This is a genomic window from Ectopseudomonas chengduensis (genome assembly GCF_900102635.1).
GTDB classification, from domain to species: domain Bacteria; phylum Pseudomonadota; class Gammaproteobacteria; order Pseudomonadales; family Pseudomonadaceae; genus Aquipseudomonas; species Aquipseudomonas chengduensis.
Genome location: NZ_FMZQ01000001.1, coordinates 593,046 through 607,042, shown reverse-complemented (window position 1 = coordinate 607,042; position 13,997 = coordinate 593,046). Strand labels below are relative to the sequence as shown.

Annotated in this window: 14 protein-coding genes; 5 read left to right on the top strand and 9 right to left on the bottom strand. The window is 63.3% G+C overall.

The window, feature by feature from the left end; translation table 11 throughout:
• Positions 1-598 precede the first annotated feature (598 nt).
• From BLS08_RS02820 to aguA, 5 genes are all read left to right on the top strand, one after another.
• On the top strand, positions 599-1,978 hold the full coding sequence (locus BLS08_RS02820) for a glutamine synthetase family protein (protein WP_017678373.1): 1,380 nt from the start codon (positions 599-601) through the stop codon (positions 1,976-1,978).
• Between the two features lie 317 nt (positions 1,979-2,295).
• Complete coding sequence (locus BLS08_RS02815) at positions 2,296-3,354, top strand: polyamine ABC transporter substrate-binding protein (RefSeq protein ID WP_017678372.1); 1,059 nt, start codon at positions 2,296-2,298, stop codon at positions 3,352-3,354.
• A gap of 71 nt (positions 3,355-3,425) precedes the next feature.
• The gene (locus BLS08_RS02810; protein ID WP_017678371.1) at positions 3,426-4,067 is read left to right on the top strand and encodes a TetR/AcrR family transcriptional regulator; all 642 of its coding nucleotides are present in this window, start codon (positions 3,426-3,428) and stop codon (positions 4,065-4,067) included.
• A 260-nt stretch (positions 4,068-4,327) separates the two neighbouring features.
• Positions 4,328-5,209, top strand: a complete 882-nt coding sequence (aguB, locus tag BLS08_RS02805) for an N-carbamoylputrescine amidase (protein ID WP_017678370.1) — start codon at positions 4,328-4,330, stop codon at positions 5,207-5,209.
• A 70-nt stretch (positions 5,210-5,279) separates the two neighbouring features.
• On the top strand, positions 5,280-6,386 hold the full coding sequence (gene aguA / locus BLS08_RS02800; RefSeq protein ID WP_017678369.1) for an agmatine deiminase: 1,107 nt from the start codon (positions 5,280-5,282) through the stop codon (positions 6,384-6,386).
• A gap of 101 nt (positions 6,387-6,487) precedes the next feature.
• On the opposite strand, the gene BLS08_RS02795 is transcribed toward aguA, so the two are convergent.
• The 9 genes from BLS08_RS02795 to BLS08_RS02755 all read right to left on the bottom strand — a co-directional run bounded on the left by BLS08_RS02795 (position 6,488) and on the right by BLS08_RS02755 (position 13,979).
• Entirely contained in the window at positions 6,488-7,477 is a 990-nt protein-coding gene (locus tag BLS08_RS02795; protein WP_017678368.1) for a cytochrome-c peroxidase, read from the bottom strand.
• A gap of 117 nt (positions 7,478-7,594) precedes the next feature.
• On the bottom strand, positions 7,595-7,783 hold the full coding sequence (locus BLS08_RS02790; RefSeq protein WP_026088717.1) for a YgaP family membrane protein: 189 nt from the start codon (positions 7,781-7,783) through the stop codon (positions 7,595-7,597).
• Positions 7,784-7,797: 14 nt separating this feature from the next.
• Positions 7,798-8,217 carry a DUF6691 family protein gene (locus BLS08_RS02785; RefSeq protein ID WP_017678366.1) on the bottom strand — a complete coding sequence of 140 codons (420 nt, stop codon included), beginning with the start codon at positions 8,215-8,217 and terminating at the stop codon, positions 7,798-7,800.
• Between the two features lie 2 nt (positions 8,218-8,219).
• Positions 8,220-8,654: a YeeE/YedE family protein gene (locus BLS08_RS02780; protein ID WP_017678365.1), complete on the bottom strand. Its 435-nt coding sequence runs from the start codon at positions 8,652-8,654 to the stop codon at positions 8,220-8,222.
• On the bottom strand, positions 8,651-8,965 hold the full coding sequence (locus BLS08_RS02775; RefSeq protein WP_017678364.1) for an ArsR/SmtB family transcription factor: 315 nt from the start codon (positions 8,963-8,965) through the stop codon (positions 8,651-8,653). The genes BLS08_RS02780 and BLS08_RS02775 overlap by 4 nt, the downstream gene beginning before the upstream one ends.
• Before the next feature lie 319 nt (positions 8,966-9,284).
• The gene (gene gcvH, locus BLS08_RS02770; RefSeq protein WP_017678363.1) at positions 9,285-9,674 is read right to left on the bottom strand and encodes a glycine cleavage system protein GcvH; all 390 of its coding nucleotides are present in this window, start codon (positions 9,672-9,674) and stop codon (positions 9,285-9,287) included.
• A gap of 94 nt (positions 9,675-9,768) precedes the next feature.
• Positions 9,769-10,851: a glycine cleavage system aminomethyltransferase GcvT gene (gene gcvT, locus BLS08_RS02765; protein WP_055984524.1), complete on the bottom strand. Its 1,083-nt coding sequence runs from the start codon at positions 10,849-10,851 to the stop codon at positions 9,769-9,771.
• Positions 10,852-11,165: 314 nt separating this feature from the next.
• Complete coding sequence (locus tag BLS08_RS02760; RefSeq protein WP_055984525.1) at positions 11,166-12,782, bottom strand: ABC transporter permease; 1,617 nt, start codon at positions 12,780-12,782, stop codon at positions 11,166-11,168.
• A gap of 195 nt (positions 12,783-12,977) precedes the next feature.
• Positions 12,978-13,979, bottom strand: coding sequence for an extracellular solute-binding protein (locus BLS08_RS02755; RefSeq protein WP_017678360.1), 1,002 nt, complete (start codon positions 13,977-13,979; stop codon positions 12,978-12,980).
• Between the last annotated feature and the right edge of the window lie 18 nt (positions 13,980-13,997).

Here is a 13,997-nt window from a genome sequence, read left to right as displayed (position 1 = left end):
CCGTCTAGCTCGGGGCATTGCGCTAACCCAGCGAAACCCGCGAGTGGGCGGTGCGCTGCAGAGCAACTGCCAGGGCGCACGCCAGGGAGCGTTGCGCAGCCACGTACGCTATCGTGCAGGGTATGGAATGAGCGAACAGCCTGACGAGACAGGCCGCGCGACGCAGAGGCCGCAAAGGAGAGATGTTGCTGCGTTGCAGCGGTCATGCTCATGACTGATCCGGCCCATATGATGAGCGGGCTCGCCTCGTTGATGAGGGAAGAGGTCGCGTGACCGATGGTCCTAGTGCAAGCGCTGACGCCGATGGCCGGCAGGCAAAACATGAGACACCCGTATTATTGCTGTTATGGGTTTGAACCGAGCTTAGCCTTGTTCATTTTTTTACACAATAGCTCTGTAAAAAATTGAACACACCCCACTGAGCAACCTGAAAGATCAACGCTTGGAGCCCGCTGAAAGGCCTTGGAATGCCCCAAAAATGGCCGCCACGCCCCACTACAGGGCATCATTGGGCCAGCTTGACAGTAAAGTGCGTTTCGGATTGACTCACACCCATGCAGTCGCATGATTGATATATTTAACAAAAAGGTGTTGCATCATGTCGGTACCCCCGCGTGCCGTTCAGCTTAACGAAGCGAACGCGTTCCTCAAGGAACATCCCGAGGTCCAGTTCGTCGACCTTCTTATTGCAGATATGAATGGCGTGGTGCGCGGCAAGCGCATCGATCGAAACGCTCTGCACAAGGTGTACGAGAAAGGCATCAACCTGCCGGCCTCGCTCTTCGCCCTCGACATCAATGGCTCCACCGTCGAGAGCACCGGCCTTGGCCTGGATATCGGTGACGCCGACCGTATCTGCTTCCCCATCCCCAATACCCTGTGCAACGAACCCTGGCAGAAGCGCCCCACCGCGCAGTTGCTGATGACCATGCACGAGCTGGACGGCACGCCTTTTTTCGCCGACCCGCGCGAGGTATTGCGCCAGGTGGTGCAGAAGTTCGACGAACTGGGCCTGCGTATTTGCGCAGCCTTCGAACTGGAGTTCTACCTGATCGACCAGGAGAACGTGAACGGCCGGCCGCAGCCGCCGCGCTCGCCGATCTCCGGCAAGCGCCCGCATTCGACCCAGGTGTACCTGATCGACGACCTCGACGAGTACGTCGATTGCCTGCAGGACATGCTCGAAGCGGCCAAGGAGCAGGACATCCCGGCCGACGCCATCGTCAAGGAAAGCGCCCCGGCGCAGTTCGAGGTCAACCTGCATCACGTCGAAGACGCCATCAAGGCCTGCGACTATGCGCTGCTGCTCAAGCGCCTGATCAAGAACATCGCCTACGACCATGAAATGGATTCCACCTTCATGGCCAAGCCCTACCCGGGCCAGGCGGGCAATGGTCTGCACGTGCACATCTCGCTGCTGGACAAGAAGACCGGCAAGAACATCTTCGCCGCCGACAACCCGCTGGAGAACCAGCCGCTGCGCCACGCCATCGGCGGCATCCTCGACACCATGGCCGCGAGCATGGCCTTCCTCTGCCCTAACGTGAACTCCTACCGCCGCTTCGGCGCGCAGTTCTACGTGCCCAACGCGCCGAGCTGGGCGCTGGACAACCGCACCGTGGCCGTGCGCGTGCCCACCGGCAGCGCCGACGCCGTGCGCATCGAACACCGGGTGGCCGGCGCCGACGCCAATCCCTACCTGATGCTGGCGTCGATCCTCGCCGGCATCCACCACGGTCTGACCAACCAGATCGACCCGGGCGAGCCGATCGAAGGCAACTCCTACGAGCAACTCGAGCAGAGCCTGCCGAACAACCTGCGCGACGCGCTGCGCGAGCTGGACGACAGCGAAGTGCTGAACAAGTACATCGATCCGAAGTACATCGACATCTTCGTCGCGTGCAAGGAAGCCGAGCTGCAGGAGTTCGAGACCACCATCTCCGACCTCGAATACAACTGGTACCTGCACACCGTGTAACACCGAGAAAGCCGGCCGCAGAAGGCCGTGTAAAAACGTAGCGAGCGAAGGTCAGGCAAGACAAAAACAGGCGAAGAAGCGCAGTTTACAAGTGGTAAATGAGCATTCTGAGCCTGTTTTTAGCGCAGCATGGCCGAGCGCAGTAGTTTTCACACGGCCTGACAGAGCCGGCTTCTTTTTGCCTGCTAACTACTGCCTGCTCTGGCGCTCCGCACCAGGGCCAGCGGTTCGCCGTACGGCGACTGCGCTGACATGCATCAAACCCCGGCGAACAAGACCGCCGGATACTGTTGCTTTGATCAATCGGGGAGTTACTCATGCAACGCGCTCTTGCCGCCATCCTGCTAGGCCTGAGCTGCGGCCTGGCTCAGGCCGCCGACAGCATCCGTGTCTACAACTGGAACGATTACATCGCGCCGCAGGTGCTGGAGAACTTCACCCGCGACACCGGCATCGAAGTCGAGTACCACACCTTCGCCAGCGCCGAAGAGTTGGCGCAAGTGCTGGAAAGCGGTCAGCCCATCGACATCGCCGTACCCTCGCACAACGACCTGCCAGGGCTGATCGCCAGCGGCCGCATTCGCCCGCTGGATTTCAACCTGCTGCCCAACCGCACGCACCTGGACAAGCAACTGCTGAGCAAGCTGGCTGCGGTCGACCCGCAGAACCAGCACGCCGTCCCCTACTTGTGGGGCGCGGTTGGCCTGGCAATCAATACCCCCCGAGCCGAGGCCGCCTATGGTGGCCCCCTGCCGGACAGCTGGAGCTTGCTGTTCGACGCCGAACAGAGCAAGCGCCTGGCCAGTTGCGGCATCAGCGTGCTGGATGCGCCGGATGAAACCCTGTCGCTGCTGCTCAACTACCAGGGCCGCAGCCTGGCACGCAGCGCCCCGAGCCGCGTCGAGCGCGCCGGAGAGATACTCGACGCCCTGCGCCCGAACCTGCGCTACGTCGACAGCGAACGCTATATCGAAGATCTCAACAGCGGCGACCTGTGCCTGGCCATGGCCTGGATCGGCGATGCCCTGGCCGCAGCCCAGGCCGGCCAGCCAGTGCGCTTCGTGGTACCGGACGAGGGCTCGGTACTGTTCGTCGACAACCTGGTGATTCCCGCCAACGCCAGCCGCCCCGATCTCTCTCACCGCTTCATCGACTACCTGATGCAGCCGCAGGTGATCGCCCAGATCACCGCCGAGACGCTCTACCCCAACGGCAATGCCAGCTCTGCACAGTTCATCGACAGCGCCCTGCTGCAGCAGCCCGGCCTGTATCCGGATCAGGACACCAAGCGCCGCCTGTATCCACTGGAGGTTCTCTCGGAGAAACATGCCCAGGTACGCAACAACGTCTGGCAGCGCTTCCGCGACGGCAGCTGAGCAGATGGCGAGGCTTGCCTCGCCAATACCGCCTGACGTCCAATAGCACCTCGCCCACCGAGGAGCTCACCATGTCGCGCCCCGCCAGCACCCGCAAACCGCGCGCCAGCAGCCAGGCACGTATTGCCGTGATTCTCGCTGCAGCACGCGAACTGCTGGCCGAGCAAGGCGTGGCCAATCTGTCGATCTACACCGTGGCCGAGCACGCGAAGATTCCACCCTCCTCGGTCTACCACTTCTTCGCCAGCGTACCGGCCCTGCTCGAAGGGCTGACCGCGGACGTGCACGCAGCCTTTCGCGCCTGCCTGCAGGAACCCGTCGAGCATGCCAGCCTGAACACCTGGCATGACCTGTCGCGTATCGTCGAACAACGCATGCTGGGCATCTACGCGCGCGACGCCGCGGCGCGCCAGTTGATCCTCGCCCAGCACGGCCTGGCCGAAGTCACTCAAGCGGACCACCAGCACGACATCGAACTGAGCCGCCTGATGCAAGCATTGTTCGAGCGCCACTTCCCCCTGCCGCAATTACCGACGGATATCGATGTATTCGCCCTGGCCATGGAGCTGGGTGATCGCGTCTACGCACGCTCCGTGCAACTGCATGGCGAAATCACACCACGCCTGGCCGAGGAAGGCATGCGCGTTTTCGATGCCTACCTGGGCCTGTATCTGCCGTCCGCGCTGCCAAAGAGACCTGCGCCGCTGGCGTAATCCCCGTGTAGAGATCGCCAGGCCACCGAAGCCAAGCCCCCAATTCCTCGCCCCATAGTTGATTGGCGCACACGGAGCCGCTGCGTCGCATATGGATTTAATTCGATAAAAATCGCATTAATTTCGCCAAATCGACCAAAGCACCTTCTAATGCCGATATTTATCGGATATAAATCGAACATCCCGCCCTGGTCGATGTTCAGCCACGGCACTCTGAATGGGCCGCCGGAGCGGCCTGCGAACGAGCCAAGAGGTGCTTCATGTCCCGTATCGTTACCGTCGCCGCGACCCAGATGGCCTGCTCCTGGGATACCCCCGCGAACATCGCCAACGCCGAGAGGCTGGTGCGCCAGGCGGCAGCCCAGGGCGCCCAGATCATCCTGATCCAGGAGCTGTTCGAGGCGCCCTACTTCTGCCAGAAACCGAACGCCGACTACACCCAGCTGGCCACCACGGTGGCAGAAAATCCGGCCATCCAGCACTTCCAGAAGGTCGCTGCCGAGCTGCAGGTGGTGCTGCCGATCAGCTTCTTCGAGCGCGCCGGCCGCGCGCGCTTCAACAGCATCGCCATCATCGATGCCGACGGCAGCAATCTCGGTATTTATCGGAAAAGCCATATCCCGGACGGCCCCGGCTACCACGAGAAGTACTACTTCAATCCGGGCGATACCGGCTTCAAGGTCTGGGACACCGCTTATGCCCGCATCGGTGTCGGCATCTGCTGGGATCAGTGGTTCCCGGAATGCGCGCGCAGCATGGCGCTGATGGGCGCGGAAATCCTCTTCTACCCGACCGCCATCGGCAGCGAGCCGCATGATGCCAACATCAGCTCGCGCGATCACTGGCAGCGTGTGCAGCAGGGCCATGCCGGCGCCAACCTGATGCCGCTGGTGGCCAGCAACCGCATCGGCCGCGAAGAACAGGACGGCTATGACATCACCTTCTACGGCAGCTCGTTCATCGCCAACCAGTTCGGCGAGAAGGTCGAGGAGCTGAACCAGACCGAGGAAGGCGTGCTGGTGCACAGCTTCGATCTGACCGAGCTGGAGAAGGTGCGCACCGCCTGGGGTGTGTTCCGCGACCGCCGGCCGAACCTATACTGGCCGCTTTCCACGCTCGATGGTGAAACCCCATCCGAATGAACGTAGCCCGGATGCAATCCGGGGCTTTTTCTCACGACTCCCCGGATTGCATCCGGGCTACAGGTGAAACATGACCACGCTGAACACCACGCCACGCGCCGATGGTTTCCACATGCCCGCCGAGTGGGCACCGCACAGCCAGACCTGGATGGTCTGGCCCGAGCGCCCGGACAACTGGCGCAACGGCGGCAAGCCGGCACAGGCCGCCTTCGCCGCGGTGGCCAAGGCCATCGCCCAGTTCGAACCGGTGACCATCTGCGTGTCCGCAGCGCAGTACGAAAATGCCCGCGCGCGCCTGGACGACGCCAACATCCGTCTGGTGGAAATCACCACCGACGACGCCTGGGTGCGCGACACCGGCCCGACCTTCGTCACCAACGCCAGCGGCGAAGTGCGCGGAGTGGACTGGGCCTTCAACGCCTGGGGCGGCTTCGACGGCGGCCTGTACTGGCCCTGGCTGCGTGACGACCAGGTGGCGCGCAAGATTCTCGAGATCGAAGGCTGCAAGCGCTATCGCACCGAAGGTTTCGTGCTCGAGGGTGGCTCAATCCACGTCGATGGCGAAGGCACCCTGATCACCACCGAAGAGTGCCTGCTGAACAAGAACCGCAACCCGCACCTGTCGCGCGAAGAGATCGAGGCCGTGCTGCGCGAGCACCTGGCCATCGACACGGTGATCTGGCTGCCCGACGGCCTGTACAACGACGAGACCGATGGCCACGTCGACAACTTCTGCTGCTATGTGCGCCCAGGCGAGGTGCTGCTGGCCTGGACCGACGATCAGAACGATCCCAACTACCCGCGCTGCCAGGCCGCCATGCGTGTGCTGGAAAGCGCACGCGACGCCAAGGGCCGTCAGCTGACCGTGCACAAGATGCCGATCCCTGGCCCGATCCACGCCACCGCAGAAGAATGCGCGGGCGTCGACATCGTCGACGGCAGCCAGGAGCGTAGCCCGGAGGTTCGCCTGGCCGGCTCCTACGTCAACTTCCTTATCGTCAACGGCGGCATCGTCGCGCCGAGCTTCGATGACCCGAAGGACGAGGAAGCCCGCGCGATTCTGCAGCGCATCTTCCCCGAGCATCGCGTGGTGATGGTGCCGGGCCGCGAGATTCTGCTCGGTGGTGGCAATATCCACTGCATCACCCAGCAGCAGCCGGCGCCGCAAGGGCGCTGAACCATGTAGGGCGGGCGTAACCCGCACCGCTGCTGGCGGGTTTCACCCGCCCTACATCTATGAACGCCCGGCACATGCTGGGCGTTTTCGTTAGCGCCAACTCACTCGAACGGCTGCGGCCGCGGCGTATCGTTGTTCGACGGCGGCAGGATCGGCAGGGCGAAGCTCGGCTGCTCGCCGGTCAGGGTCTTGAGAAAGGCGGTGATCTTGCCGATCTCCTCCTCGCTCAGCTTACGACCCAGCTGCAAGCGCGCCATGATGTCTACCGACTCCTCCAGCTTCCAGTAGGCGCCGTCGTGGAAGTAGGGATAGGTCAGTTCGACGTTGCGCAGGGTCGGCACCTTGAACTTGAAGCGGTCGGCGTCCTTGCCGGTCAGGCCAGCCACCCCCTCGGCCGGATTGCTGGTTTCATAGGGTTCGACCAGCCCCATCTTCTGGAACGAGTTGCCGCCCAGCGCCGGGCCGTTGTGACAGGCGACGCAGCCGATGGACTTGAACAGCTCGTAGCCCTCCAGTTCGGTCTGGGTAATGGCCTGCTGGTCGCCCTTGAGCCATAGGTCGAAGCGCGAATTGGGTGTGACCAGGGTCTTTTCGAACTCGGCGATGGCGTCGGTCACTTCATCCAGGGTGATCTCGTCGGTCTTGTACACGACCTTGAACGACTCGCGGTACTGCGGGATCGAGCGCAGCACGTCGATGGCGAGAATGTGAGTGAAGGCCATCTCCATCGGGTTGGCGATGGGGCCGGCAGCCTGTTCCTTGAGGTCGGCAGCGCGGCCGTCCCAGAACTGCGCGAGGTTGAGGCTGGAATTGAGCACCGTGGGCGAATTGATCGGCCCTTGCTGCCAGTTATGACCGATGGAGCTCGGCAGGTTGTCACTGCCGCCCATCGACAGGTTGTGGCAGGAATTGCAGGAAATGAACCCCGAGCGCGACAGGCGCGGGTCAAAGAACAGCTGCTTGCCCAGTTCGACCTTGGCCGGATCGGTGATCTCGGCCGCTGCGATAGGCTCGACGGGTTCGTTGCCCGGTACATTGGCCCAGGCGCTGGCGCCCAGGCACAACCCGGCCATCAGGCTCAGAGTGCGCATGTGTGTATCTCCTCAGGTATTGGCTGTTCTGGTTATGTCCTGACCATGCCCAGCGCAAACCCGGGGCGACTTGATCTACATCAAGCCGCACATGCATGCCACCTCAGTGGATATGTTTCATTTCATTTTGCAGGTGTTGATACCCAGCAGTGGATACGCCGGGCAGAAGCGCAAGATGCCGGTCGCCAGTGGTAACACACCGATCCAGCCCCACAGACCGATGACACCGGCCAGGCTCAGTGCGATAAGAATCAGGCCTGCGGCGATGCGCAGACTGCGCTCGAGCGTTCCAACATTGGCTTTGATCGAGGCTCTCCAGGTCAACGTCCGCGCCGGCCTTCCAGCGCAGTAAAGATCAGCATCCCGGCGAGCATCGCCGCGACGAACAGCAGGGCCTGCCAGTGCCCGGTCAGCAGGATGGCAACGGCCGGCCCCGGACAGATGCCAGCGATACCCCAACCGACGCCGAACAGCAGGCTGCCACCAATCAGGCGAGCATCGAGGTCACGACGCGTCGGCAACTGCATGGCGCCGCCGAGCAGTGCCCAGGCGCGCCGTTGCGCCAGGTGCAACGGCAACGCCGCCACGCAGATGGCACCCACCATCACCAGGGCGAGAGACGGGTCCCAGTTACCGGCCAGATCGAGAAAGGCCAGCACCTTGGCCGGGTTGGCCATACCGGCCAGCAGCAGGCCGAGGCCGAACAGTAGACCGGCTAAGAATGCGCTCAGTCTGGCCATGTTCAGCCCCCCAGAAGATGACGTAGAACAAAGACCGTGGCGAAACCCGTGGCCATGAAGCACAGGGTGGCCAGCATGGAGCGCGGAGATAGACGCGAGATGCCACATACGCCATGGCCGCTGGTGCAGCCAGAGCCGTAGCGCGTGCCGATGCCCACCAGCAAACCGGCGCCAATCAGCGACAGCGCGCCGCCATCGAAGCTGATCGCTGGCAAGGCGCCGAACAGCCCCCACAGCAGCGGCGCCAACAGCAGGCCGAGGAGGAAAAATGCCTTCTCGCCGCGCCCTTCTGCGCCTGGCTGCAGAAGGCTGCCGAGCAGACCGCTGATACCGGCCACGCGGCCATTGGCCAGGGCAAAGATGGCGGCGGCCAGACCGATCAGCGCGCCACCGGCCAAGGCCGTCCAGGGGGTGAAGCTGGCCCAGTCGATGCTCATTGCTGGCCCCCGCAGAACAGCCGATACAGGGTTTCGATCACGGCCAGCGCCGCCGGGCTGCTGATGCGATAGAAGATCTGCTTGCCGTCGCGACGGGTTGCCACCAGCCCTTCACGACGCAGCACGGCCAGTTGCTGGGACAGCGTGGGCTGCTGGATACCAAGCAGCGCCTCCAGCTCACTGACGTTGCGCTCACCCTGCGACAGCTGGCAGAGCAGCAGGAGGCGATCAGGGTTAGCCAATGCCTTGAGCAACTGCCCGGCAGCGTCGGCATTGGCACGCAGCTGCTGGATATCGATGGGTTCATCCATGGGACACCTTCACTCCAAACAATATGTATTTTTATATATTGTATTTTGAATAAGTGTCAGCCCAACTGACCAGCGGTTAAGGAGGGGATTGAACAGGCCTTACAGGAGCGCGCCTATCTGCATCAATCGATGCATGCACAATCGTGGGAGGGGCTTTAGCCGCGACAAGAGCTCGCCGCTGAAGCGCCTCCCACAAGGGGTATCGTCACTCCCCGGATTACATTCGGGCTACCACTGACGCCCTACAAGCGAATTCATTAGCGGAGCCCAGAAACGCAGAAACCCGCCGTAGCGGGTTTCCGGGTCGAGGCCAGATGAATCAGGCGTCGGCGTCAGCAGCAGCCTGATAGGCTGCCGCGTCCAGCAGCTTGTCCAGCTCGCTGGCATCGCTTGGCTTGAGCTTGAAGAACCAGCTGCCGTACGGATCGCTGTTGACGCTTTCCGGACTGTCGGCCAGTGCTTCGTTGATGGCGATCACTTCGCCGCCAACTGGCGCATAGATGTCGGAAGCAGCCTTGACCGACTCCACCACGCCAGCTTCCTGGCCGGCGTTCAGCTGCTTGCCAACTTCCGGCAGCTCGATGAACACCACGTCACCAAGGGCTTCCTGGGCGTGGTCGGAGATGCCCACGGTCACACTGCCGTCAGCCTCCAGGCGCGCCCACTCGTGGCTGGCGGCATAACGCAGATCGGCGGGGATATTGCTCATGTGTCTTTCCTCGTAAGCGATGACGGCAAGTGGGCCGTCAGGACAATTTAGCAGGCCGCGGCGCCAGGGGAAGCCAGCACCGCGACCTGATGATTCAGATAAGAGTTTTACCGTTGCGCACGAAACCTGGCCTGACCACCCGCACCGGGAACCACTTGCCGCGGATCTCCACCTCGGCACGATCCCCAGTGGCTGCAGGCACCCGTGCCAGCGCGATGGATTTGTTCAGCGTAGGCGAGAAGCTGCCGCTGGTGATCTCACCGTCACCGATACCTTCGACGCGCACCACCTGGTGTGCGCGCAGCACGCCACGCTCCTCCAGCACCAGGCCAACGAGCTTGCTCGGGCAACCGGCGGCGCGCTGCGCCTGCAGCGCCGGGCGCCCGATGAAGTCGCGCTCGGCTGGCTCCCAGGCGATGGTCCAGGCCATATTGGCGGCCAGCGGGCTGACCTGTTCATCCATGTCCTGGCCGTAGAGGTTCATACCCGCCTCGAGGCGCAGGGTGTCACGGGCGCCAAGGCCGATAGGCGAAATACCAGCACCGACCAGGTCGTTGAGGAAGGACGCCACCTCGGTCACCGGCAGCACGATTTCCAGGCCATCTTCACCGGTATAACCGGTACGCGCGATGAACCAGTCCCCCTCGGGCAGGCCCTGGAATGGCTTGAGCTCGTGGATCAGTGCGGCACGTGCCTGGCTCAACAGTTCGGAAACGCGTGCGCGCGCCTTCGGCCCCTGAATGGCGAGCATGGCCAGATCGCGACGCTCGCGCAGTTGCACATCGAAATCGCTCGCCTGGGCATGCATCCACGCCAGGTCCTTGTCACGGGTACCAGCGTTGACCACCAGGCGGTAACCCTGCTCGGTGAGGTAAACGATCAGATCGTCGATCACCCCGCCCTGCTCATTGAGCATGGCGCTATACAACGCCTTGCCGGGGCTCTCCAGGCGGGCCACGTCGTTGGCCAGCAGACGCTGCAGGAAGGCCTTCGCCTGACTGCCGCTCACGTCCACCACGCACATGTGCGAGACATCGAACACGCCGCACTCGCGGCGCACCTGATGATGCTCCTCCACTTGCGAACCGTAGTGCAGCGGCATGTCCCAGCCGCCGAAATCCACCATCTTGGCCCCCAGTGCCAGGTGCAGGTCATAGAGGGGGGTGCGCTGTCCCATGGGTTATCTCCTTCCGGGCTTGGCGAAGCGATTCAGACCCCCGAGAAGCTAGCTGCGTTGCCATTGCTGCGTTGCAGCCAGGCTCAAAATGCTCATGTGCAAAAGCACACTCCGCTTTTTCACCTGCCTGCGCCTTGCACTGGCGGCCTCGCTTACGCTTCTCGGCACGTCCGCCGGGTTACCCCGGCTCGCGAATGGCGCGCATTGTAGCCGCATGCGTCCGGGGGGTCATCCTGGCTTCAGGTCGTAGGGCGGGTGCAACCCGCCATGCCCCGACACTGGCGGGTTGCACCCGCCCTACATCGTTGTCTTGATCAACCGAAACCGCGGGCCGAACGGCGGATCAGCAGGATCACCGGCAACAGGCCGACCAGCACCAGGGTCAGCGCCGGCAGCGAGGCGCGCGCCCATTCGCCTTCGCTGGTCATTTCGAATACCCGCACCGACAGGGTGTCCCAGCCGAACGGGCGCATCAGCAGGGTCGCCGGCATTTCCTTGAGCACATCGACGAATACCAGCAGCGCAGCCGACAGGGTACCCGGCAGCAGCAGTGGCAAGTAGACCTTGAAGAACAGCCCGAAGCTGCCAACGCCCAGGCTGCGCGAAGCCTCCGGCAGGGAAGGACGGATACGCGCCAGGCTGGTTTCCAGCGGCCCGAACGCCACCGCCATGAAGCGGATCAGATAAGCCACCAGCAGCGCCGCCAGGCTGCCCAGCAATAGCGGCTTGCCGGCACCGCCCAATGCCGTGGACAGCGGAATCACCAGTTCACGATCCAGAAAGCTGAACGCCAGCATGATCGCCACCGCCAGCACCGAACCCGGCAAGGCATAGCCGAGGTTGCCCAGCGCCACACCGAAACGCACGCCGCGATTCGGCGCCTGACGCCGGGCAAAGGCCAGCAGCATGGCCACGCTCACCGTGATCAGCGCCGCCATGCCACCCAGATAAAGGGTATGCAGAATCAGCCCGGCGTAGCGCTCATCGAGATCGAAGCGGCCGCGTTGCCAGAACCAGGCCAGCAGTTGCAGCAGCGGGATGACGAAGGCACAGGCGAACACCAGGCCGCACCAGGCGCTGGCGGCGACGGCCTTCCAGCCATGCAGGTGGTACAGCGCCTTGCCCCGCGGCCGCTCGTTGGCTGGCCGCGCGGCGCCACGCGCACGGCGCTCGCCATAGAGCACCAGCGCCACCGCCAGCAGCAGCAGGCTGGCCAGCTGGGTGGCACTGGTCAGGCTGTAGAAGCTGTACCAGGTCTTGTAGATCGCCGTGGTGAAGGTGTCGAAGTTGAAGACCGACACCGCACCGAAATCGGCCAGGGTTTCCATGATAGCCAGGGCCAGACCGGCGCCAATGGCCGGTCGCGCCATCGGCAGCGCCACCCGCCAGAACGCCTGCCAGGGGCTCTGCCCGAGCACCCGCGCTGCCTCCATCAGGCCCTTGCCCTGGGCCAGAAACGCGCCACGGGCGAGCAGGTAGACGTAGGGGTAGAAAACCAGCACCAGCACGATGATCACACCACCGGTGGAGCGCACGCGCGGCAAGCGCAAGCCGCTGCCGAACCATTCGCGCAGCAGCGTCTGCACCGGGCCGGCGAAATCCAGCAGGCCGACGAAGACGAAGGCCAGGACATAGGCGGGAATGGCGAAGGGCAGCATCAGCGCCCAGTCCAGCCAGCGCCGACCCGGGAACTCGCAAAGGCTGGTGAGCCAGGCCAGGCTGACGCCCAGCAGTGTCACGCCCACACCGACGCCAATCACCAGCGTCAGCGTGTTGCCAATCAGCCGCGCCATCTGTGTCTGCCACAAGTGCGACCAGATCTGCTGATCCACCTCATGCCAGCTCAGCAGCAATACCGACAACGGCATCAGCACCAGAACGGCGACGGCAAGGACGATGGGGTACCAGCGACGCTGGACGGGATGCGGCACGCGGATTCCTCGACTACGCAAATGACGACGCCCCGGCTAGGCGGGGCGTCGCAGTATAACGGCAGCGCTGTGCTCGTCGATGATCGTTCCCGCGCTCCGCGTGGAAATGCAGCTCTCGACGCTCCAGCGTCAGAAGCCAATAGGCCGGGGCGTCACTGGCGACGTACCCACGCCGAAGCGTGGGCGCGATCCCCTTTACTGCCAGCCGGCGCGATCCATCAGCATGGTCGCTTCAGCCTGACGCTTGCCCGCCACTTCGGTAGCGATCGAGTCAGCCTTGAAGCTGCCCCAGGCAGCCACTTCATCGGACGGTGCGACCGCCGGGTTGGCCGGGAACTCCTGGTTGACGCCAGCGAAGATGCTCTGTGCCTCCGGGGTGGTCATCCACTCCAGCAGCTTCTTGGCCTGCTCGGCATGCGGTGCATGCTTGGTCACACCGGCACCGGCCAGGTTGACGTGCACGCCACGGTCGTCCTGGTTCGGCCAGAAAGGTTTGACCTTCAGATCCGGCTGCTGCTTGTGCAGACGGCCGTAGTAGTAGGTGTTGGTGATGCCCACGTCGCACTGGCCGGCGTCGATGGCCTGCAGCAGCGCGGTGTCATCCGGGAATACGTCGGTGGCCAGGTTGTTGACCCAACCCTTGACGATCTCCTCGGTCTTCTCGGCGCCATGGGTTTCGATCAGGGTGGCGGTCAGCGACTGGTTGTAGACCTTCTTGCTGGTGCGCAGGCACAGGCGGCCTTCCCAGTTCTTGTCAGCCAGGGCTTCGTAGGTGGACAACTCTTCCGGCTTGACGCGCTCGGTGGAGTAGAAAATGGTCCGCGCGCGCAGCGACAGGCCAGTCCAGCTGTCGGTGCTGGAGCGGTACTGGGCGGGGATGTTGGCGTCGATCACGTCGGACTTGGTCGGCTGCAGCACGCCTTCCTGTTCGGCCTGCCAGAGGTTGCCGGCGTCGACGGTAATCAGCAGGTCAGCCGGGGTGTTGGCACCCTCGGCCTTGAGACGGGCGATCAGCGGGGCTTCCTTGTCGGTGATGAACTTCACCTTGACCCCAGTCTTCTCGGTGTAGAGATCGAATACCGGCTTGATCAGCTCGTCGATACGGGCGGAGTAGACCACCACTTCATCAGCAGCCTGAACGGCGGTTGCCAGGGTGCTGAGGGTGAATGCAGCGAGAAGCGCGTTGCGAGCCTTCATGGGACCAGCCTCTTGTGG